Below are 21,577 nucleotides of genomic sequence, written 5' to 3'. Positions count from 1 at the left end.
CGTCACGGCCGCCGAAAGGTGGAAGGGAAGGGGGCGTGACAAGGCCGCCTTGTTTTGCTCTAGCTGAACGACACCTGAGCCCTTGAGCTTCGGATGGAGGGATGGATCATGCTTGAGAGTGTCCTGATCGCCAATCGCGGTGAAATCGCGTGCCGCATCATCCGAACCGCCAAGCGGCTGGGCATGCGCACCATCGCCGTCCATTCGGATGCGGATGCGGATGCGCTGTTCGTACAAATGGCCGACGAGGCCCATCTCATCGGCCCACCGGCAGCGCGGGAGAGTTATCTGCGGATCGACCGCATCATCGAAGTCGCCAAACGCACCCGCGCGGCTTCGATCCATCCGGGCTACGGCTTCTTGTCGGAACGCGCAGAGTTTGCCCAGGCTTGCGCGGAAAACGGTATCGTTTTCGTCGGTCCTCCCGCCTCGGCCATCAAGGCGATGGGGTTGAAGGATGCGGCGAAGGCGCTGGTGCAGCAGGCCCATGTGCCGGTCGTGCCCGGCTATCACGGCTCGAAGCAGGACCCGGATTTCCTGCGCCAGAAGGCTTATGAGGTCGGCTATCCGGTTCTCATCAAGGCGGTGGCGGGCGGTGGTGGCAAGGGCATGCGGCGCGTCGACAAGGCGGCGGATTTCGACGCCGCGTTGGAGAGCGCGCAGCGCGAAGCGCAAAACGCCTTCGGCGATCCGCGCGTGCTGGTCGAGAAATACATCCTCTCGCCGCGCCATATCGAGATTCAGGTTTTCGCGGACTCGCACGGCAACGTCGTCCATCTCTTCGAGCGCGATTGCTCGTTGCAGCGCCGCCATCAGAAGGTGATCGAGGAAGCGCCGGCACCCGGCATGACACCGGAAATGCGCGCGATCATGGGCAAGGCGGCCGTCGAGGCGGCGCGCGCTGTCGGCTATGTGGGCGCCGGCACGATCGAGTTCATCGCCGACGGCCGCGAAGGGCTTCGTCCCGACCGTTTCTATTTCATGGAAATGAACACGCGGCTTCAGGTCGAGCATCCCGTGACGGAGGCGATCACCGGGCTCGATCTCGTGGAGCTGCAATTCCGTGTCGCATCGGGCGAGACGCTGCCGTTCACGCAAGATGATCTTGCCATTCACGGTCATGCGGTCGAGGCGCGCCTCTATGCGGAAGATCCGGAGAGGCAGTTTCTGCCGTCGACCGGAAAGCTCTGGGCGCTCGAATTCCCTGAAGGCGACGGGATTCGCATCGATACCGGCGTCGAGGCGGGTGATGATGTCTCGCCCTATTACGATCCCATGATCGCCAAGGTGATTGCGCACGGCGCGACCCGCGACGAGGCATTAGACCGGCTCGCGGGGGCGCTTGGGGACACAATCGTCGCCGGGCCGAAAACGAACATCGCGTTCCTGAAGAAGCTGTGCGAGGCGAAGGAATTCAGGGCGGGACAGTTCGATACCGGGTTCATCGACCGCAACATGGACAGCCTCGGAGCGATCCAACGCGAAACGGATGCGGAAGCTGTGCGGCTTGGCGTGCTCAAGCTGATCGAGCATGAGTTTGAGGAGCGGAACTACAAGGCTGCGATCTACGAGGGGCCGGTGCCGTCGCCGTGGGGCGAGCACGACGCCTTCCAACTCGCGGGCCCGCGCCGTCAGGGTTTCTCACTCAACATCGATGGTGAGCGCGCCGATGCGACCCTGGAATGGTCGCGGCCCGTATCAGGCGATTCCGAGATCGATGTCGCGGTGCGCTTCGGCGACGGCGTGTCTCATCTTCTCGACGACTACCTGCCCTTGGACCCGCGCCGCTTCGTTCTGACGGATGACGGCGTCATCGTGCTCAGCCATGGCCGGCAGACGCGCGTTTCGCCGCACGACCCCTTCGACGTCGATCTCGAACATGCGGATGGCGGCGGCACCATCAAGGCCCCCATGCACGGCAAATTGATTGCGGTCTTCGTCAAGCCCGGCGACAAAGTCGAGAAGGGCCAGAGGCTTGCCGTCGTCGAGGCCATGAAGATGGAGCACCCGCTTGTCGCACCCTCGGACGGGGAAGTGGCGGAAATCGCTGCCGAGCCCGGCGCTCAGGTTGCCGAGGGCGCGCGGTTGATCGTTTTGAAAACAGATGCGTGACATGCGGCGCATCGCCTGATTTTGTCCTGCATCAACACGTGATTGAAATTTTTCGGATGTCTCTTCACCTGCTCAAACTCTGCGTCGGCTGCGAGTCGATCACGGACCTCGAGGAATGGATCGAGGAAAACCGTATGCTCCATCGTCGGCTCGGCCGCGATTTCGAGCAGACGCATACGACGCGCATGGTGCCCAAACGTGTCGAGGAGTTGCTCGACGGCGGATCGCTCTATTGGGTCATCAAGGGCCAGCTCGCCGCCCGTCAGGCGCTTCTCGACGTTCGTCCCTTCACCGATGCGGACGGAATCGGGCGCTGTCACCTGGTGCTTGACCCAAAGGTCGTTCCCGTCGAGCCGCGCCCCTATCGCCCCTTCCAGGGCTGGCGCTATCTCGCCGCGAAGGACGCGCCCCGCGACATTGACCTCAAGACAGGCGATCTTGCTAAAATGCCTGAAGAAATGCGCCGCCAGCTGGCAGAGCTTGGGCTGCTGTGATGCGTGAACGGTTGAGGAGACCTCTGATGAAAGTTCTGCCCGTCCTCGCCTTGTTGCTGATCGGCACAGGCTCCGCGGTTGCGAAAGAGTGCCGCATGCCCGACGTGCCGCCAGGCGTGCGCGTCCAGCTTCCGCCTGGCTGCAAGGAGCCGCTCAAGGCCAAGCCTCAGGCGGGAAAGCAAGACTTTGTAAGGGCCGATCAGGGCTTCACGGACCTCGGCAATGGCACGAAGGTCAAGGTCGGCGGCCGCGTGCGGGCCGATTACGGCTTCCAGCGGTAGAGGATTCTCCGACCGTATTACGCGAAATCAAGGATTCATGCCTGATCGTGTGTCAAAGAGGAACGATCAGGCGCTAGCGCGTTCGTGACCGCCGACGTGGAACCGCAAAGCTCTGATTCGCATTGGCTTAGCAGTTCAGTTGAGTGGAGGTTGTCATGCTTCTAACAGCATCCGAAGGCCGACACTGGCGTTATGAAGTATGCGAGCATGCGGACGGCTATCTCGTCCAAATGCGAGACTTGGAAACCGGCGCTCTGGACGAGGAATTCTCCACCATCTTTCGGACTCTTCCTGTGGCCTTTGCCTATGCCGAGATGTCAGCGGCGTACGAGCGATATGCGGCTTCAGAACTCGAGCCCGAGCTTGAACCGGCCGAGGACGATCAGGTCGGAATCGAACTGGAAACGACCGAGCGGCATTTCGTGGACCTGAGCGACCGGCTGCACGATTCCGGTGTCAACGGCGTCGTGGTGCAAAGCTGGGAGCGTGAAAATCGACGGAATCCCACGCGCCTGCTGCATTAGGTGATTATGTCTCCTGTCTGAGACGGTCCGCCCGTGCGCTCCGCGCGGGTCGAAGAGACTTCGCAGGGCGCAGGCCGGGATTGATCATCTCCCGTGCACAGATTCATTTGGTTCGTTTCGTTGAGCGGAACCGGCCATCTTCATCCTCAGACGCATTTACAAGCGACGCATCTCCGCCCACATGACGGGAGGGGATACACGACGATGATGCTTCTTTACGGGATCGCCGCTGCCGCTCTTCTCTGGTGGCTGAGCAAGGTCTTCATTCGCTCCGACACGGCTGCGGTCGCGAAGGCGGTCAAGATCGTCGGCGGCGTGCTCGCGCTCGGCGCTGCCGTGGCCCTGGGCTTGCGGGGCAGGATCGATATGGCGCTGATGTTGGGCGCGTTCGGCGCCTGGGCGCTCGGCTGGAGCGGCCTCAACCTGCCATGGCGCAAAGCGGCAGGGGGCACATCGAGCCGGTTTTCGCGTATCCGATCGGCAATGATCGAGATGGAAATCGACCACGCTACCGGCGCGGTCGAAGGCACCGTTCTCGCCGGGGCCTTTATTGGCCGCCGGCTGTCGGGATTGGATCAGCCGAGCCTGCGCCGCCTCTATGAGGAATGCAGCTCGCTCGACCCGGAGGGTCTTCCGCTCCTACAGGCTTATCTTGACCGCCGGTTTTCCGGCTGGCGTGAAGACGCTCAGGGAGATCGTGACACGCGGACGCGCACTCAGGCGCAAACGGGCGCGATGTCGAAAGATGAAGCCTACCAGATCCTGGGGCTTAAGCCGGGCGCGAGCGTCGACGAGATCCGACAGGCTTATCGGACGCTCATGAAGAAACTCCACCCCGACCAGGGGGGGACGGCGTATCTCGCGGCCCGGGTCAATCAGGCGAGAGAAATTCTGTTGAGCCGACATCGCTGATACTCCACGCGCGATCCGGTTACTGGGACGCGACGGCGCAAAAACGCGCGCCGTCGCGGAAATTCGTCAGCCGCGCGAGGCGAAGCAGGCGAAGCCGCTCTTCTTCAGCGCCTTGCAGGCCTGCTCGGCATCCCCGGATTCGGAGAAGCCGGAAAAGCGGGCGCGGTAGAGGGTGCTGCCGTCCTTGGCGACTTTCTCCGTGAAGGGCGAAGCCTTCGCCAGAAGCTTGCCCGTACGGGAGCGGGCGGAATCAAGCATGGCTTTTGCCTTGCTCTCGTCATCGGTCGCACCGAGCTGGATCACCCAACCGGTGATGACCGGCCTCTTCGGTTCCGCGATCTCGGCCTTCGGAGCCTCGACCTTCAAAGCTGCCGTTTTGATCGGAGCCGCGGGAACCGGCGGAGGCGCAACCTCGGCCGTCTTCGTTTCAATCTTGGCCTGCAAAGCCGCCTTCTGGTCTGCCGTGGGCTGGCTCGGAGCTGGCTCGCTCGGCAGCGCGGCGTAGGCCTGGGTGTTCAAGGGCAGAGGTTCCGCGCCTTTCTGCCAGCGGACAGCCGGTCCGGAGGAGGGCGTCGTGGTCGAGCTTGCGCCGGTCGCGGAGGCGACGACCGGACGAAGCGAATTGAGGTCGAGCGGCTTACGGGCAGGGGCGGCCGGCGGGGTGGCGGCCGCTGGCTCGACCGCTGCCGTCGCTTCCACATTTGCGCCTGTTGCCGCGCTCGGTGTCGGCGAGGCGTCGGCCACCACAACGGGGCGCGTCGGTGCGCTGTTCTCGGCTACCATCGGCGCAGTGCGGATTCCCGCATAGGCCTGGGGCAGGTTGGATTGAATGAGAGCTGCCATCGTGTTGTCACGGCTGGCGGCGGATCGCCCGCCGAGCACGACAGCGACGATGTGGCGGTTCTCGTTCTTGACGTTGGTCAGGACGTTGAAGCCGGATGCGCCGATAAAGCCGGTCTTGATGCCGTCGACACCTTCCACCCGGCCGAGAAGCCGGTTGTGGTTGCGGTGGCTCGCCCCGGCATAGTTGAAAACGTGCGTGCTGAAATAGGGGTAGTATTTCGGGAACCGGTCCTGGATCGCGCGGCCGAGGGTGACGAGATCGCGCGCCGTTGTCACCTGTCCGGGATTCGGAAGACCGGAGGCGTTGCGATAGACCGTCTTCGTCATGCCGAGCGCGCGGGCTTTCCGCGTCATCTGCTCGGCGAAATCTTCTTCCGTGCCAGCCAGGTTCTCGGCGACCGCGACGGCGATATCGTTGGCCGACTTCGTGACCAGCGCCTTGATCGCGTCCTCGACCTCGATGGTGCTGCCCGGTGGGAGGCCGAGTTTCGAGGGCGATTGGCGGGCCGCGTGGGCCGAAATCCTAAGCGAGGAGTCGAGCGTGAGCTTGCCGCGCTCGAGTTGCTCGAACAACAGGTAGAGCGTCATGACCTTGGTGATCGAGGCGGGATGGCGCAGAGCGTCCGCATTCTCCGACTCGAGGACGCGCCCCGTCTTGACGTCGACCACCATGGAAGCCGTGGGAGGGGTGTAGCCGCCGCCGGCATGCTTTGTCTTGCGGCGCGCCGCTTCAGCGGGAGTGGCGAGAGCGATGGCGAGTGACGCGGCGACGCCAACAATAGCGAGTGTCCTCCGACGTCCAACGCAAACCGAATTCATCCTGCAACAGTCCCTGTCTCGTCTGGCATCAGGTCGTCGCGCCACCGCTCCTGGGAGGAAAGCGTTGCCTGCGCGACACAGTCTCTGAAGGTAAGAGCTTGCGGTTACGGGGGGGTTAACACCGGCTGCTTCTGATAGTCAGATATTGTGCAGTGCACAATATTCTTGACAAAATTGTTGCGGTGCACATATGATCCCCCTGTCGCTTCGATTGGCGAAATTCCGTCAAGAGAAGCCTTAAAGGAGCCGAGGTTCAAGATGATTCAGTCATTCGATGAGATTCAGAAGTTCGGTCAGAACAATATGGACGCCGCGATGCGCGCATTCGGAGCCGTTTCGAACAATGCTCAGGCCATTGCCGCCGAGTCCGCTGAATTCGCAAGAAAGTCATTCGAGCAGAGCTCCTCGGCCGTCGAGAAGCTGTTTGGCGTGCGGACGATAGACAAAGTCGTCGAGGTTCAGGCCGACTATGTGAAGGGCGCGTATGACAGTCTCGTCAGCCAATCGGCGAAGATGGGCGTGCTCTACTCGGCCCTCGCGACGGAGGCTTTGAAGCCTTACGAAGGCATTCTCGCCAAGGCGACCAAGGCCTGACACGCGTTTAAATTCGCCTGATCGATCAAAACGCCCGGCCATCGCGCCGGGCGTTTTCGTTCACGGTCGAGTGATCGATGGGGAATTTTCACGTGCGGCCAAGGTGCCGCACTGTCGGCCCTGCCTGCGACGACCCATCTGGTTGATCTAGCGAACCGAACGCTGCGACTATACATTTGGAATGTTCTGGGGCGGGGGATAGGTTTGCCGCGCCGCAGGTCGTGAACCAAGGAAGAGGCTCGGTCGAATTATCATGCTGCGGTTAGCGAAGGGCACGTTGGCCCGCTCGGAGCACTTTCTCGTATCCGGGACCGGGGCGGAGCCTCCCGGTGATGACGGCGGTCGTTCCAACACCGCAATCGTCACGAAAGCCAAACCGCGTACGAAACGGCCCAACTTATATCGTGTTCTGCTTTTAAATGATGATTACACTCCCATGGAGTTCGTGGTGCATGTGCTGGAGCGCTTCTTCAACAAGAACCGCGAAGACGCGACCCGCATCATGCTGCATGTGCACCAGAACGGCGTGGGGGAATGTGGAGTTTTTACCTACGAAGTCGCGGAGACGAAGGTGACCCAGGTGATGGATTTCGCCCGGAAGCACCAACATCCTCTGCAATGCGTGATGGAAAAGAATTAGCCGAGACAACCGTCTCTTAAAGGACAAGCCGTTGCCGAGCTTTTCTCGCAGTCTTGAACAAGCCCTCCACCGAGCCCTCGCCCTCGCCGGCGAGCGCCGCCACGAATATGCGACTCTGGAGCATCTGCTGTTGGCGCTGCTCGACGATCAGGACGCGGCGGCGGTCATGCGGGCTTGCAACGTCGACATCGATGTCCTGCGCCGCAACCTCGTCGAGTACGTGGATAGCGAGCTGGCGAATTTGGTGGCCGATGGGCGTCAGGACTCGAAACCGACGGCAGGCTTCCAGCGGGTGATCCAGCGCGCGGTCATTCATGTGCAATCCTCCGGCCGCGACGAGGTGACGGGCGCGAACGTGCTCGTCGCCATCTTTGCCGAGCGGGAAAGCCATGCGGCCTATTTCCTGCAGGAGCAGGACATGACCCGCTACGACGCGGTCAACTACATCAGCCATGGCATCGCCAAGCGGCCGGGCCTCTCGGAAGGCCGCTCGCCGCGTGGCGCGGAAGAGGAGCCGAACGAGCGTCCGGCGCAGGAAGAAGCCGAGGTGCGCCCGAAGAAAAAGGGCGATGCGCTAGATGCTTACTGCGTCAATCTCAACAAGAAGGCGAGGGACGGAAAGATCGATCCGCTGATCGGCCGCGAGGCGGAGGTGCAGCGCACGATCCAGGTTCTGTGCCGTCGCCAGAAGAACAATCCGCTCCTCGTCGGCGATCCCGGTGTCGGCAAGACCGCCATCGCGGAGGGCCTCGCCCGCAAGATCATTCGCGGCGAGGTGCCGGAGGTGCTGAAGGACGCGACGGTCTTCGCCCTCGACATGGGCACATTGCTCGCGGGCACCCGCTATCGCGGTGATTTCGAAGAGCGCCTGAAGCAGGTGATGAAGGAAATCGAGGCGCATCCCAACGCCATCATGTTCATCGATGAGATCCATACGGTGATCGGCGCGGGCGCGACGTCCGGCGGCGCTATGGATGCATCGAACCTTCTCAAGCCCGCACTCGCGCAGGGGACGCTCCGCTGCATCGGCTCCACGACCTACAAGGAATACCGTCAATATTTCGAGAAGGACCGCGCTCTCGTGCGCCGGTTCCAGAAGATCGACGTCAACGAGCCGTCGGTGCCGGACGCCATCGAAATCGTGAAGGGCCTGAAGCCCTATTTCGAAGAGTTCCACAAGCTCCGCTACACCAACGAGGCCGTGAAGGCCGCGGTGGAGCTTTCCGCGCGCTACATCAACGACCGCAAGCTGCCGGACAAGGCGATCGACGTGATCGACGAGACCGGCGCGTCGCAGATGCTTCTGCCCGAGAACAAGCGCAAGAAGACCATCGGCCTGAAGGAAATCGAGGCGACCATCGCAACGATGGCCCGCATCCCGCCCAAGACCGTGTCGAAGGACGACGCGGAGGTGCTCGCGCATCTGCAAGAGACGCTGAAGCGGGTCGTCTACGGCCAGGACAAGGCGATCGACGCCCTGACTTCGGCGATCAAGCTCGCCCGCGCGGGCCTGCGGGACCCGGAAAAGCCCATCGGCTCGTATCTTTTCGCGGGCCCGACGGGTGTCGGCAAGACCGAGGTCGCCAAGCAGCTCGCCGTCTCGCTGGGCGTTGAGCTCCTGCGCTTCGACATGTCGGAGTACATGGAGCGCCACACGGTCAGCCGCCTGATCGGCGCGCCTCCCGGGTATGTGGGTTTCGACCAGGGCGGTCTTCTGACCGACGGCATCGACCAGCATCCCCATTGCGTGCTCCTGCTCGACGAAATCGAGAAGGCGCATCCGGATCTGTTCAACATCCTGCTCCAGATCATGGACCACGGGAAATTGACCGATCACAACGGCAAGCAGGTCGATTTCCGTAACGTCATCATCATCATGACGACCAACGCCGGCGCGGCCGACATGGCTCGCCCGGCCTATGGCTTCACCCGCACCAAGCGGGAAGGGGACGACACGGAGGCGGTGAACAAGCTGTTCTCGCCGGAATTCCGCAACCGTCTCGACGCCATCATCTCGTTCGGCCATCTGCCGAAGGAGGTCGTGCAGAAGGTCGTCGACAAGTTCGTGCTGCAGCTCGAGGTACAACTCGCCGACCGCAACGTCACCATTGAGCTGACCGATGAAGCTCGCGATTGGCTGGTCGAACACGGTTATGACGAAGCCATGGGCGCACGCCCGATGGCCCGTCTGATCCAGATGACCATCAAGACGCCGCTCGCGGATGACGTCCTGTTCGGGCGCCTGAAGGATGGCGGCGCGGTCCGGGTGATGGTCAAGACGGATGAGATCGGGCTTCAGACGCTCGGCTTCGAATACCCCGAAGGGCCCGTGAAACCGAAGCCCGAGAAGGATGTGTCGGTCGCGGCCAAGAAACGGAAACCGCGGGCGAGGTCGGCGTCTTCCACAAAGCCGAAAAAGTCATCGAAACCGAAGGGTTCCGGTGGTAACAACGGGGGAGGTATCCGCACTGTCCCGAAGGTTCCGCTGGTTAAAGCATGACGACCGATCTCCACGAAGGCCCGCTTGAGGCTTCCCCTGCCATCGTCGCGAAGACGAGGCCGTCCTGGCGCGAACAGCGCCGGGCCCGGCGTCGTCGCCGCGTGTGGTTCGAGGAAATCCTCGGCTGGATCCTCGTGCCGCTGATCATCGTCGGCTGCTATTGGATGTTCGAGCTGACCCTGAATGCGCTCGGCACCTCGACCGGCGCCGTGATCAACGGCATCAGCACAATCCGGTCGGCGCTTTAAAGCGCCGGCCTAACCCTTGTGGGCCTGCTTTAAATTCGCGATGTCGATCTCGGTCATTTGAAGCATGGCCTCCATGACCCTTTTCGATTTTGCAGGGTCGGGATCGTTGGACCGCGATAGCCTCATCGCGGAAGGCGGGGCTGGTGCGTGACGTCGAATGTACACTCGGGTCTCCTAATGCGGGCACCATCGGCTCGCGGGCGCAGGACCACGCCAAGGCCATGACTCTGAGGAATGAAATCCGATTTTTCGATAAGATCGTAATATCAAAAGGCTAGAGTCTGTTCATGCTTAAAGACATGAGCAAATTCTAGTCGTCCTCTCGATGCCGGAACGGGGTCGCGGACGATAATTCGTCGACGGCCTCCGACACGTACAGGCGCTCCTGCTCGAGATAGGTTTTCACGGCCCGCCTCAGGCCGGGATCGGCGATGTCGTGGGCGGACGTGGTGATGACGGGCCGGTAGCCGCGCGCCAGCTTATGTTCGCCTTGCGCGCCCGCTTCGACCCGGTCGAGGCCTTGGGTGATCGCGAATTCGATGGCCTGATAATAGCAGACCTCGAAATGCAGAAAGGGATGATCCTCGATGCATCCCCAATTGCGCCCGTAAAGCCGCCGGTCGCCGATGAAGTTGATTGCGCCGGCGATAGTGCGCCCCTCGCGCTTCGCCAGGACCAGCAGAACACGCTCCGCCATCCGCTCCCCAATCAGGGAGAAGAAGCGGCGGTTGAGATAGGGGCGGCCCCATTTGCGCGATCCCGTATCCATGTAGAACGCGAAGAACGCATCCCAATGGGCCTCGGTGATCGCGGCGCCCGTCACCCATTCGATGGTGATGCCAGGCGCGAGCGCCTCGCGCCGCTCGCGCCGGATGGCCTTGCGCTTGCGGGAAGCCAACGCGGACAAGAAATCCTCGAAGGTCTTGTATCCCTCGTTGAACCAATGGAACTGCTGATCGTCGCGGCGGAGAAAGCCGTTCGAGGCGAAAGCCTCGATGTCGGTTTGTTGAAGAAACGTCGCGTGGATCGAGGAGGCGTTCGTCTGGTCGCGCACGGCCCGCAGGCCCGCAATCAGATGCCCCCGGATGTCCTGTGCTTGCGGTCCCGCCGGAACAAGAAGACGCGGCCCCGTCACGGGCGTGAACGGCACAGCGACCTGGAGCTTCGGGTAATAACGACCGCCCGCCCTCGCATAAGCGTCGGCCCAGGCGTGGTCGAACACGTATTCGCCCAACGAGTGGCTTTTCAGGTAACAGGGAGCCGCCCCGACCAGCGTTCCCGCCTCATCCTCCACCAGCATATGCAGGGGCGCCCAGCCCGTCTTCGAACCAACGCAACCGGAATCCTCCAGCGCGGACAGGAAGGCGTGAGAGACGAAGGGGTTGTGCGGATCGTCGTCGCCGGGTCGCGGCGAGGCATTGCCGGGGAGGGCGCAAGCATCCCAGGACGCGGCTGGAACCGCCTTCAGGCCTTGGGCAATTTTGACTTGGAAGGTCACGCTGAAAGAAGGATCTCGCCGTTGCGTCCCATAGATAGGCGCATGGCGAGATCCTCGCAATCGTTAGGGCCCACGGTCGCCTTCTTGTCATCACCGGGCTTGTTCCGATGATCCCGCTGCGGAGGCGCTTCTCCAATCGGGATGGCCGGGACGAGCCCGGCCATGACAAAGGGCAACTTAGGGAATGAACCCCTCGAAGATCATCTGGTCCGCGTGCGTTTCGGCGCGGGCGCGGTCTTCCGGGTTGCGCACGGTCCAGGTCATGACCGGCATATGGCCCAGGAGCTTGCAGAGATAGGCCGGCGCGGACGGAAGATCCTTGACGTGCCAGGACAGGAAGTGCGGCTGCGACTCTCCGAGATGGAGCAGGTTCGCGAGCCGGAACTTCAGCTCCGGTGAAAGAATCTCGTCGGTCTTCGAGGCGTAATGCAGCTCCGCGATGATGCCGCGCGTGAAATGAGGCGCGAGCGTCTTCAGCGCGGTGACGATGTCCGGATCGAACGACTTCACCACGAACGGGCCGTTGTAATCGGCAAGGATCTCGCAGACACGCTTGGTCAGACGGAGATCGCCGTTGAACTTGCTCTTGACCTCGATGATCAGCGGCACCCGCCCGGCGATCCGGTCGAGAAACTGCTTGAGGGAGGGAATCTTGTCCCCTCCGACCGCGTTCTTGATGTCGATGCCGGTGAGGTTCGCAAGATTGCGCTCGACCACGAGACCGTGATCGCCGGTCAGGCGATCCAGCTCGAAATCATGGAAGACGATGGCCTCGCCATCGGCGGTCAGTTGAACGTCGCACTCGATGGGGAAGCCACGCTCGATGGCGGCTTCCGCGGCCGAGATGGTGTTCTCGATGACGCCGTTGGCCTTGTCATGCAGTCCGCGATGGGCGATGGGCTTCGCGACGAGCCAGCTCGGGGTGCTCATTGGACTTCAAACATGCCTTCGACTTCGACCGCGACGTCGAGCGGCAATTCCGCGACGCCGACCGTGGAGCGGGCATGGCGGCCCTTGTCGCCGAACACTTCGACCATCAGGTCCGACGCGCCGTTCATGACGGGGGCGAGGGTCGCGAAGGTCGGGGTCGCGTTGATGAAGCCGCCGAGGCGGACGACGCGCACGACCCGGTCGAGATCGCCGACGGCCGCTTTCAGCTGCGCGATCAGGTTGATAGCGCAAAGGCGCGCCGCCTGCTGGCCGGCTTCCGACGAGACTTCCGCACCGAGCTTACCCTTGTGGGCGTCGCCGAGCTTGCCGTCGAGGCCGAGGCAGAGCTGGCCGGAAATGATGATCAGGTTCCCCGTGCGCACGAAAGGCACGTAATTGGCCACCGGGGCGGCCGGCGTCGGCAGGGTGATACCCAGTTCCTGAAGTTTCTTGTCAACAGCGCTCATGTGAAGCCTCGGCTTGCGATAATCCGGCAACGTTGTGGCGGATGAGCCCAATAGACGCAAGACGGAACATTGCCGTGTCCGCAGGAGACTTCTATCTTTACCTACAAAGGATCGGAGGACACATGCGCTCCCTTTTGACGGCGTCGGCTCTTTCCCTGGTCATGCTGGCCCCGGCCTTCGCCCAAACGGCGAAACCCGCGGTGCAACTCGTGCCGCACCGGGCGGTCTACGATCTGTCCCTGACGCGCTCGGGCGGCTCGCGCGGCCTCGACAATGCGCGGGGGCGCATCGCCATGGATTTCGGCGGCAATGCCTGTGACGGCTATACGCTGAAGTATCGTCAGGTGACCGTGCTCGACAGCAGCGAGACGGGCTCGCGCACCCTGGACACGCGCACCGCGACTTTTGAGGCCGGCGATGGCTTGTCCATGCGCTTCAAGTCGACCGGTGCTGCCGGTGACGGTGTCGATGGCGACGCGAAGCTGCGGCCGGACGGCTCGCTCGATGTCCGGTTCAAGCAACCGCGCAACGCCTCCTTCGCCGCGGGAGGTCAGCCGATCTTTCCAACCGAGCATCTCAAGCGTCTGATCGAGGCGGGGCGCGCCGGTCAGACGACCCTGTCCGTGAAGGTCTATGACGGGTCGGATGACGGCAAGAAGGTCTACGAGACCCTGGGCCTGATCGGACACAGGATCGAGCCCGGTGCGGGCGGCAATCTCGAAGATGCGACCAAGCAGGATGCTCTTTCGAGCGTGCCGCGCTGGCCGGTGACGATCAGCTATTTCACCGAAGGCGTGGGCGACCGGGTGCCGGTCTACACGATTTCGTTCGAGCTTTACGAGAACGGCATCAGCCGGGCGTTGAAGCTGGATTACGGCGACTTCGCCCTGAAGGGCGATCTCCAGAGCCTCCAGGTTCAGGCCGTCACGCCCTGTCAGCGCTGAGGTTTGCGCAGCGCGAGACCCTTTTGTAGCGCCGCGACACCGAATTTGTCGCGGATCTTGTCGATGGCCGCTTCCATGTGGGCCTGTTTGACGACGCTCTGATCGGCGAGATCTCCCTTGTCCGCGTCCGCTGCATCGCAGAGATCGGCCGCGCCGACGCCGATGAGGCGGAACGCCGTGCCGTCGCAGGCCGCCTTGAGCATCTGCCGGGCCGGATCGAACAAGCGGGCGGCCAACTGCGTCGGTGCCAACCCCGACCGGCTGCGGGTCAGGAGGCGGAACTCGGAATCCTTGAGCTTGAGGGTGATGCTCCGCCCGGCAAGCCCCGCTGTCTTGAGGCGGCGCGAGACTTTTTCCGACAGACGCCACAGGATGGGCTCCAGGTCCTCGAAGGAGCGCAGGTCGGTGTCGAAGGTGGTCTCGGCCGAGACGCTTTTCGTCTCCCGCTCCGGCGTCACCACCCGCTTGTCCTCGCCCCAGGCAAGCCGCGACAGCCTTTGCGCGTCGCGGCCCAGCGCCTCGAACAGGGTATTGAGCGGAATGTCCCGGATATGCGCGATTTGCGTCACGCCCGCCTTGGCGAGCCGCGCTTGTGCCGACGCGCCAATGCCCGGAATGATTGAAACCGGCTTGTTGCCAAGGAAGTCCGGCGCTTCCGCGCGTCCGATGATCGAGAAGCCGCGCGGCTTCTGGAAGTCCGAGGCGATCTTGGCCAGGAACTTGTTGTAGGAGAGCCCGACCGAAATGCTGATGCCGATCTCGTTCTCGACCTTGCGGGCGAATTTCGCGAGCGTCAGGGCGGGGCTGCCGTGGTGAAGCCGCTCGGTCCCGGTCAGGTCGAGAAACGCCTCGTCGATGGAGACCGGTTCCACCAGCGGGGTCAATTCCAGCATGAGGTTGCGCACCTCGCGCCCGGCGATCCGATACTTCTCGATGTTCGGCTTGATCACCACCGCATGCGGGCAGGCTTTCAGCGCCTGGAACATGGGCATGGCGGAACGCACGCCATAGGTCCGCGCCACGTAGCAGCACGTGGAAACGACGCCGCGCTTGCCGCCGCCGACGATAACCGGCTTGTCCGCGAGGCTCGGGTCGTCCCGCTTTTCCACCGCTGCGAAGAAGGCGTCGCAATCCACATGGGCGATGGCGAGGCTGTCCCGCTCCCTGTGCCGCAGCAGGCGAGGGGACCCGCACGCGGTGCACCGTTCCGCCAGGGGACTGGCGGCAAAGGTCAGGCAGTCGCGGCAGAACGGGGCGTCGCTCATCGGCGGGGCTACTCGAACTCCGATGGGGATAACGTCCAGCGGGCTTCCATGATGCGCTCCGGCTTGGTGTTCAGCTCCTTGGCCAGATCGAGCAGCAGAGGCTCGTCGGAGGCCACGTAATCGAGAATCGCGGCGAAGAAACCGGGCGCGGAGGCCGCCGAGCGGATCGAGTCCGCGCTCAGGCCCGACAGGGCGAGAAACCGGCTCAGGCGCTCTTCGTCGGCGGTGAGGTAGGTGAAGGCGGCCACCGCGACACTCTCGGCCTCGTTAAGAGTTACTTTTCTATAAGTTGAGGTCATGTGCGAGATTCGTAGTTCATCAATCAGTTTGAATGTAGGTCTATCATCGGACGAACAAGCGGGCCGGTGAAGTCGGTATGTGGCCCCCGGGGACGGCTATCATGAAAAAGACCGTGCTCATCGTTGAGGATAACGAGCTCAATATGAAGCTCTTCAACGATCTTCTCGAGGCCCATGGCTATGCGACGCTCAAAACGGGGCATGGCATCGAAGCCATGGAGCTGGCGCGCGCCCACAAGCCCGACCTGATTCTGATGGACATCCAGCTGCCGGAGGTCTCCGGTCTGGAAGTGACACGCTGGCTGAAAGCCGACGAGGACCTGAAATCCATCCCCGTCATCGCGATCACTGCCTTCGCCATGAAGGGCGATGAGGAACGGATCAGGGAAGGGGGCTGCGAGGCCTATCTCTCCAAGCCGATCTCGGTTGCCAAGTTCCTTGAGACGGTCAAAACCTATCTCGAAGCGGACGGCGCGAAGCTCTGACCCTTCGGGCCCTGATCACCAGCGTTTTCCGCCACGCCGCCTGAGTCGGGTTGTCAAGCGAGAGAGCCTTGTCTTTAGTCGAAGTCCTGTTTAGCTTGGGCTTTGGCGCAAACGAATTCAGGAAAATCGGCACTTGCGTTAGTCGATGTTTCCTATATGTTCTCTTTTGTCGTTTCTCCGCTGAAGCGGAGCAGAAATGCCCTACGGATGCTCAGGTCCGCCGCATCTCCTGGGACTTCGTAGGTCGGCCAGCTTGGGGACGGAGCGTTGCCTCCACAACACCGTCCCCAACTGGCCATTTTTATTTCAGGCAATAAAAAAGGCGCCGTAAGGCGCCTTTTGTTTCAGTTCGGAGCGTCCAAGATTACTTGATCTTGGCTTCCTTGAACTCGACGTGCTTCTTCGCGACCGGGTCGTACTTCTTGAGCGCGAGCTTGTCGGTCATCGTGCGCGAGTTCTTCTTGGTGACGTAGAAATAGCCCGTGTCGGCGGTGGAGACGAGCTTCACTTTGATGGTGGCGGCTTTGGCCATGGTCTCAAACCTCTTGGTTCGTGCGCCGGCCTTTAGGGTTATCCTGGCCGAAACACAAAGGCCGGGCGAACCCGGCCGAAAATCCTGCGGTTCCCTTGCCCGATTATGCCCGGGCCGTCAAGGGTTGGCCACTGCGAGAGTGTCTTTGTCTGGGATGCGGCCCATTCTCTCGCCGCGCGGCCCGATCCTCCGCGCCTCATCCTGAGGAGCGGCCGAAAGCCGCGTCTCGAAGGAGATCCAGTGCGCTCTGGACACGCCTCGTCCTTCGAGACGGCCTGACGGCCTCCTCAGGATGAGGCTTGCGGATGATGACGTTCGTGAAAACTAAAGCAGTTCCCGCACGAACCGCCCGCGCGTCTGATGATAGAACGGCACCGGCAATTCGTGGATGAAGCCGTTTGCGATTCGGGCTTCGAGATCGGTCAGAATCGCGTCGGTGATGTGGTGCAGGTCAAGGTCGCGGGCCTCTGAGAAGCTCACCCAGGTCAGCTCCACCAGCTCGGAATCAGGCCCCACGATGCCGCCGATCTCGTCCGCGATGGCCGTGCGGTCGATGGCGAAGAAGCGAGTGTCGAAGCGCTTGACCCGCTGGGGTGGGGTGATGGCGCGGCCGATCACCTGCAACCCTTCGAGATCGGGAAATACGCCCCGCTCCTGAAAGGAGGCCCAGCTGCCCTTCGGCGTACCTTCAGGACTGCCGTAATCCTTGGTGCCGAGCAGAAGGCCGGTTTCCTCGAACGTCTCGCGGATGGCGGCCAGAGCCAGGGCGCGGCAGCGCTGGATTGAGGGCTTCGTCACGCGCGCCAGGAGCGCCTGTTCCGCGCGCGGATGAAGCGCGCCCGAGACCGGCATGGCGCGGTCCTCGGCTTCGATCCGGCCGCCCGGAAACACGAATTTGCCCGGCATGAATTTGTGCCCGGCATGCCGCTTGCCCATGAGCACCTTGGGCTTTCGCGCTTTGCGGTCGATGATGATGAGCGTTGCGGCGTCAACGGGACGCAGGGTCGGGGCGCCGGCGGCACGAGGGGGCGTCCGCTCCGATGTCTCTGTCTCCGTCACCACCGATCTCTCCCTCACGACGTCTTTTTCGCGCGCGCCGCGCCGAAACCATGCATCCCTAGTGCGTATTGCAGGCCGACGACAGCGCCTTTGACCGGCTGGAGGAGGGCGAGGCACAGGCCCAGCGTGAGCGCGGGCCAGATCGCCAGATGCGCCCACATGGGCATCTCCATGCGGGTTTCCGTCATCAGGATGCCGTAGCCGATGAGGTGGCCGACGATGAAGATGACGATATAAGGCGGCAGGTCATCCGCCCGGTGATGGTGAAATTCGGTCCCGCAGACCTCGCATTGCGGCGCGACTTTCAGGAAGCGGCCGAACAGGCGGCCCTTGTCGCAAGCCGGGCAATGGCCGAGGAAACCACGCTTCATAGCCGTGACGGCAGGGATATCGGCCTCCTGCCGGGTCGGCTCCGTTGATGGGGACATCTTACTTCCTTAACCCGCGCGGCTCTTGCGCTTGACCTTCACCTTTGGGGTTGGGCGACGGCTCTGTCCAGACGACTTAGGCGCGCGCCCCTTTTTAGCCCCCTTGGCTCCTTGCGGCTTGCCGCTGTAACGGCCCTCCGAGAGCAGCTCGAACCGCAGCGCGCCGGCGACGGGGGCGGCCTCGACGAGCTTTACGTGAACCCGGTCGCCGAGCCGATAGGTTTCGCCCGTGCGCTCGCCGCGCATGGAATGGGTTCTTTCGTCGAAGCGGTAATAATCATTGCCGATGGTCGCCGCCGGGACGAACCCGTCCGCGCCCGTTTCGTCGAGCTTGATGAACAATCCGGACTTCGTCACGCCGGAGATCTGGCCGTCGAACGAGGCTCCGATGCGGTCGGCGAGGAAATGGGCGATCAGGCGGTCGTTGGTTTCCCGCTCAGCTGCCATGGCGCGCCGCTCGGCGGCGGAAATCCGCGCGCTGATCTCGATCAGCTCCGCGCGGGTGGTGTGCGGCGGCAGCCCATCCTTGCCGAATTTGAACGCGGCGACGAGCGCGCGATGCACGATGAGATCCGCATAGCGCCGGATGGGCGAGGTGAAGTGCGCGTAGCGCTTTAGGTTCAGGCCGAAATGGCCGTAATTCTCAGCGGAATATTCGGCTTGCGACTGCGAGCGGAGCACGACCTCGTTGATGAAGAGCTGATGCTCCGATCCATCGACGCTTCGCAGGATTCGGTTGAACAGCTCGGGCTTGATCGGCCCCTGCGTCGGCATCTTGAGACCGATGGAGGCGAGCACCTCGCTCAAAGCCCGCATCTTTTCCAGCGAGGGCTCGTCGTGGACCCGGTAGATCAGGTCCGTATCGGCCTTCTCCAAGGCTTCCGCCGCCGCCACGTTGGCGAGGATCATGAACTCCTCGATGAGCTTATGCGCTTCCAGCCGCTCGGGCACATAGACCCGGTCCACCGTGCCGTCGGGTTTCAGCACGATCTTGCGCTCCGGCAGATCGAGGAAGAGCGGCTCGCGGATGTCGCGCGCCTTCTTCACGCACGCAAAAGCGGCCCAAAGCGGCTTGAGAATCGAGTCGAGGATCGGCGCGGTCGTATCGTCGGGGTGCCCGTCGATGGCGGCTTGCGCCTGTTGATAGGAGAGCTTCGCCGCCGAGCGCATGAGGACCCGGTGGAAGGCGTGGCTCTTCTTGCGCCCGTCGGGGCCAATCACCATGCGCACGGCGAGCGCCGGGCGGGGCTGGTGCGGGCGTAGCGAACAGAGATCATTGGAAATCCGCTCCGGCAGCATCGGCACGACACGATCGGGGAAATAGACCGAGTTGCCGCGCTCCTGCGCTTCACTGTCGAGGGCGGAGCCAGGCCGGACATAGGCCGCCACGTCGGCAATCGCCACGGTGACGATGAAGCCGCCGAGATTGTTCTCATCCTCGTCGCGGACTGCATGGACCGCATCGTCATGATCCTTGGCGTCGGGCGGGTCGATGGTCACGAGGGGCACGTGACGCCAATCCTCGCGACCGGAAAGCGAGGCGTGTTCGGCGTGCTCCGCCTCGCTAAGCGCCGCGGCGGGAAAGACGTTCGGGATGTTGTGTGTGTGGATCGCGATCAGGCTCACCGCCTTCTCGGATTTGATCGAGCCGAGGCGCTCCTTGACCTTGGCGTGGGGCAGGGCGAAGTGGCCATGCTTGACGATGGAGGTCGAGACGAGGTCGCCGTCCTCAGCACCCGCTTCGTCACCCGGCCGGATCAGAAGTTCCCGCTCGCGGGATTTCTTGTCGACGGGGATCAGTCGCCCGCCGCCTTCCGGGATCGCCTTGAAGATGCCGAGCAACTGCGCACGCTGCTTGGCGATGATCTTGGTCACGCGGCCGGAATAGCGATGGATGTCGCCGGGTTTCAGCGGCTCGACGCGCAGGAGCGCGCGGTCGCCGACGCCCGCCACCGGCATTCCGGGGCGCGGCTTGCGCGATGGCATGATGACGATGGTCGGGACGGGGCCGTGCTCCTCCGCATCCCACTCGGTCGGCTCGGCGATGAGTTCGCCGTCCCGGTCGCGCTTCTTGATGTCGGCCAGCACCACGGGAGGAAGTTGGCCCGCCTTGTGGACGTTCTTGCCCCGGCGATCGACGATTCCCTCGATCTCCAGACCCTTCAGCATCTGCTTGAGCCAGATGCGATCCCCGCCCTTGATGCCGAAGGCCTGCGCGATCTCGCGCTTGCCGACCTTGCCCGGCGTCTTGGCGATGAAGGCGACAATGTCCTCCCGGGAAGGGAGTGTGGAAGGGACTGGTTTGATACGTTTGGCCAAGGTCACACCTTTTTACGGCGTGCCGAAAAGGACGCTCTAAAAACAGAGCTTTGTCGCATGCAGGCGAAGCTGCCGCTAGGGGGCGTCACGCGGGAGCCATAAGAGAATGACACAAGGCTCGCGAAGCCGTGTAGCTTTAGCATCGGCTGAAGCAGCAACCGCCGCCTTGAATGAGGATATCATGCGTCTCAAACACTCTCTTTGCCTCTCCTTTGCATTAGCCCTGCTGTCGGTTCCCGCCGGCGCCCAGGATTTCGACGTCAAAGCCTTCTTCGCCAAGGCGGCGGAAAATGGCCGCGCCGGAATGGCGCAGAAGACGAAGATGGTGGACGCGAAGCCCGCCGCCGCCGGCGAGGTGGTGGTCACCATCATTCGCTCGGAAGGCGTCGAGACCAAGAGCAAGCCTGCCGAGAGCGGCGACATGGTGGTGCGCAACCGCTGCCCCGAGACAGGCCACGAGATCTACTTGGTGAAGGCGGCGTCTTTCGCCAAGCGGTATGGCGCTGCCCAGAACGAGGCGGACGGAGAAGGGTGGCGGGCCTATCGGCCTTCCGGCGTGCCGATGCGCTACTTGACCCTCAGCGCATCGGAAGGTCCGTTCAGCTTCATGGCGCCCTGGGGCGAGGCGATGGTCGCGAAGCCCGGCGACGCCATCGTTCAGGATCCGACCAATCCGACAGACACCTATCGCGTTGCGGCGGCGTCCTTCTCCTGCACCTACGACATCGTCGAGAAGCCGAAGGCAGGCTCATAGGGCCTAGCCTCCCTTCCGGCAGGAAAAGGGCGGGAAGGTGCTCGCGGTCCCCGCGTTCATGGCGGCGACGACCATCATGTTGGCGAGGGCGAACTCTTCGTCGGTCTGTGGACAGACTGCGGGTCTGTCCGTGCAGCCGGATGCCAGGAAGGTCTCGTGATTGTCGAGGAATTCCCGTCCCAGCCCCTTCGTCCCGCGCACGGCGAGCGCGTCGGTCCAAGCTCTCTTGTAGCGGGCGCACTTCACTTCGGACCAACTTGGGGACCGGCTGTCCTGGGCGGTCGCGGGCAGAGCGAGACTCGCCGTCGCGACGAAGGTCAGGGCGGCGAGGGTGACAGTCGGTTTCGTGGGGCGGCTCATGATGCTCGGCATAGGTGAGAATTGCGGCCTGTTCACGCTTCCCCGGGATGCGGCGGACAAAAAAAAGGCCCCTTGCGGAGCCTTTGAGGGACCGGCCCGTGGGGGCAGAATGAGCCGGTGATGCTCATTAACGTAGGAGGTATGGGGAAGGTTCCAAGGGATCCGAAAAATATTTCAAATATTTTCGGATTTTTGAAATATCGAAGAAACCAAAGGGTTTTAACCCCACACAGCTCGAACAGGCGCGGAGGATCGGTTCCGCGCCTCTTC

Annotated in this window: 23 protein-coding genes; 12 read left to right on the top strand and 11 right to left on the bottom strand. The window is 62.7% G+C overall.

Translation table 11 applies throughout. The annotated features are described in order from the left end of the window. The first annotated feature begins 108 nt into the window (after positions 1-108). The 5 genes from I2H38_RS11950 (at position 109) to I2H38_RS21410 (ending at position 4,323) form a co-directional block, all read left to right on the top strand. A complete protein-coding gene (locus I2H38_RS11950; protein WP_196272089.1) occupies positions 109-2,112 on the top strand; it encodes an acetyl/propionyl/methylcrotonyl-CoA carboxylase subunit alpha in 2,004 nt (667 codons plus the stop codon). A gap of 56 nt (positions 2,113-2,168) precedes the next feature. Next, the gene (locus I2H38_RS11945; RefSeq protein ID WP_196272088.1) at positions 2,169-2,606 is read left to right on the top strand and encodes a DUF1489 family protein; all 438 of its coding nucleotides are present in this window, start codon (positions 2,169-2,171) and stop codon (positions 2,604-2,606) included. Positions 2,607-2,632: 26 nt separating this feature from the next. Further along, positions 2,633-2,887, top strand: a complete 255-nt coding sequence (locus tag I2H38_RS11940) for a hypothetical protein (protein ID WP_196272087.1) — start codon at positions 2,633-2,635, stop codon at positions 2,885-2,887. A gap of 155 nt (positions 2,888-3,042) precedes the next feature. Beyond that, positions 3,043-3,411 (top strand): hypothetical protein, encoded by a 369-nt coding sequence (locus I2H38_RS11935; protein ID WP_196272086.1) that lies wholly within the window; start codon positions 3,043-3,045, stop codon positions 3,409-3,411. Positions 3,412-3,615: 204 nt separating this feature from the next. Further along, positions 3,616-4,323 (top strand): DnaJ domain-containing protein, encoded by a 708-nt coding sequence (locus I2H38_RS21410; RefSeq protein ID WP_229426673.1) that lies wholly within the window; start codon positions 3,616-3,618, stop codon positions 4,321-4,323. Positions 4,324-4,389: 66 nt separating this feature from the next. On the opposite strand, the gene I2H38_RS11925 is transcribed toward I2H38_RS21410, so the two are convergent. Further along, entirely contained in the window at positions 4,390-5,985 is a 1,596-nt protein-coding gene (locus I2H38_RS11925) for a serine hydrolase (protein ID WP_196272085.1), read from the bottom strand. Positions 5,986-6,243: 258 nt separating this feature from the next. On the opposite strand from I2H38_RS11925, the gene I2H38_RS11920 reads away from it, so the two are divergent. The 4 genes from I2H38_RS11920 (at position 6,244) to I2H38_RS11905 (ending at position 9,967) form a co-directional block, all read left to right on the top strand. Then, the gene (locus tag I2H38_RS11920) at positions 6,244-6,579 is read left to right on the top strand and encodes a phasin family protein (RefSeq protein ID WP_196272084.1); all 336 of its coding nucleotides are present in this window, start codon (positions 6,244-6,246) and stop codon (positions 6,577-6,579) included. A gap of 253 nt (positions 6,580-6,832) precedes the next feature. Continuing rightward, a complete protein-coding gene (gene clpS, locus I2H38_RS11915; RefSeq protein ID WP_196272083.1) occupies positions 6,833-7,219 on the top strand; it encodes an ATP-dependent Clp protease adapter ClpS in 387 nt (128 codons plus the stop codon). Between the two features lie 31 nt (positions 7,220-7,250). Continuing rightward, on the top strand, positions 7,251-9,719 hold the full coding sequence (gene clpA / locus I2H38_RS11910; protein ID WP_196272082.1) for an ATP-dependent Clp protease ATP-binding subunit ClpA: 2,469 nt from the start codon (positions 7,251-7,253) through the stop codon (positions 9,717-9,719). Further along, positions 9,716-9,967 (top strand): hypothetical protein, encoded by a 252-nt coding sequence (locus I2H38_RS11905; RefSeq protein ID WP_196272081.1) that lies wholly within the window; start codon positions 9,716-9,718, stop codon positions 9,965-9,967. The genes clpA and I2H38_RS11905 overlap by 4 nt, the downstream gene beginning before the upstream one ends. A gap of 310 nt (positions 9,968-10,277) precedes the next feature. Here the strand turns inward: I2H38_RS11905 and I2H38_RS11900 are convergent, their stop codons facing one another. From I2H38_RS11900 to I2H38_RS11890, 3 genes are all read right to left on the bottom strand, one after another. Continuing rightward, positions 10,278-11,465 (bottom strand): GNAT family N-acetyltransferase, encoded by a 1,188-nt coding sequence (locus I2H38_RS11900; RefSeq protein WP_196272080.1) that lies wholly within the window; start codon positions 11,463-11,465, stop codon positions 10,278-10,280. Positions 11,466-11,642: 177 nt separating this feature from the next. Further along, a complete protein-coding gene (locus I2H38_RS11895; RefSeq protein WP_196272079.1) occupies positions 11,643-12,395 on the bottom strand; it encodes a glycerophosphodiester phosphodiesterase family protein in 753 nt (250 codons plus the stop codon). Next, positions 12,392-12,862: a RidA family protein gene (locus I2H38_RS11890; RefSeq protein WP_196272078.1), complete on the bottom strand. Its 471-nt coding sequence runs from the start codon at positions 12,860-12,862 to the stop codon at positions 12,392-12,394. Before I2H38_RS11890 ends, I2H38_RS11895 begins: the two co-directional genes overlap by 4 nt. 122 nt (positions 12,863-12,984) lie before the next feature. Here I2H38_RS11890 and I2H38_RS11885 point away from each other — a divergent pair, with 122 nt between their 5' ends. Next, positions 12,985-13,806, top strand: a complete 822-nt coding sequence (locus tag I2H38_RS11885; RefSeq protein WP_196272077.1) for a cell envelope integrity EipB family protein — start codon at positions 12,985-12,987, stop codon at positions 13,804-13,806. Here I2H38_RS11885 and I2H38_RS11880 read toward each other — a convergent pair. Both I2H38_RS11880 and I2H38_RS11875 read right to left on the bottom strand, forming a co-directional pair. Next, positions 13,797-15,071, bottom strand: coding sequence for a DNA polymerase IV (locus tag I2H38_RS11880; RefSeq protein WP_196272076.1), 1,275 nt, complete (start codon positions 15,069-15,071; stop codon positions 13,797-13,799). The two genes, I2H38_RS11885 and I2H38_RS11880, sit on opposite strands and share 10 nt — an antisense overlap. Positions 15,072-15,079: 8 nt before the next feature. Next, positions 15,080-15,370, bottom strand: a complete 291-nt coding sequence (locus I2H38_RS11875) for a DUF3572 domain-containing protein (RefSeq protein ID WP_196272075.1) — start codon at positions 15,368-15,370, stop codon at positions 15,080-15,082. Positions 15,371-15,471: 101 nt separating this feature from the next. On the opposite strand from I2H38_RS11875, the gene I2H38_RS11870 reads away from it, so the two are divergent. Continuing rightward, positions 15,472-15,855, top strand: coding sequence for a response regulator (locus tag I2H38_RS11870; protein WP_196272074.1), 384 nt, complete (start codon positions 15,472-15,474; stop codon positions 15,853-15,855). 364 nt (positions 15,856-16,219) lie between these two features. On the opposite strand, the gene rpmG is transcribed toward I2H38_RS11870, so the two are convergent. The 4 genes from rpmG to rnr form a co-directional block, all read right to left on the bottom strand. Next, on the bottom strand, positions 16,220-16,387 hold the full coding sequence (gene rpmG, locus I2H38_RS11865; RefSeq protein WP_114185399.1) for a 50S ribosomal protein L33: 168 nt from the start codon (positions 16,385-16,387) through the stop codon (positions 16,220-16,222). Between the two features lie 324 nt (positions 16,388-16,711). Beyond that, positions 16,712-17,446, bottom strand: coding sequence for an NUDIX hydrolase (locus I2H38_RS11860; RefSeq protein ID WP_196272235.1), 735 nt, complete (start codon positions 17,444-17,446; stop codon positions 16,712-16,714). Between the two features lie 14 nt (positions 17,447-17,460). Next, the gene (locus I2H38_RS11855; RefSeq protein ID WP_229426672.1) at positions 17,461-17,874 is read right to left on the bottom strand and encodes a DUF983 domain-containing protein; all 414 of its coding nucleotides are present in this window, start codon (positions 17,872-17,874) and stop codon (positions 17,461-17,463) included. Between the two features lie 9 nt (positions 17,875-17,883). Next, a complete protein-coding gene (rnr, locus tag I2H38_RS11850; RefSeq protein WP_196272073.1) occupies positions 17,884-20,193 on the bottom strand; it encodes a ribonuclease R in 2,310 nt (769 codons plus the stop codon). Between the two features lie 181 nt (positions 20,194-20,374). Between rnr and I2H38_RS11845 the strand changes: the two genes are divergently transcribed. After that, a complete protein-coding gene (locus I2H38_RS11845; RefSeq protein ID WP_196272072.1) occupies positions 20,375-20,947 on the top strand; it encodes a hypothetical protein in 573 nt (190 codons plus the stop codon). A gap of 3 nt (positions 20,948-20,950) precedes the next feature. Here the strand turns inward: I2H38_RS11845 and I2H38_RS11840 are convergent, their stop codons facing one another. Next, positions 20,951-21,307, bottom strand: a complete 357-nt coding sequence (locus I2H38_RS11840; protein ID WP_196272071.1) for a hypothetical protein — start codon at positions 21,305-21,307, stop codon at positions 20,951-20,953. Positions 21,308-21,577 lie beyond the last annotated feature (270 nt).

The sequence above is a fragment of the Microvirga alba genome (genome assembly GCF_015694465.1).
Lineage (GTDB): Bacteria > Pseudomonadota > Alphaproteobacteria > Rhizobiales > Beijerinckiaceae > Microvirga > Microvirga alba.
This window is presented reverse-complemented; position numbering and strand designations above follow the sequence as displayed.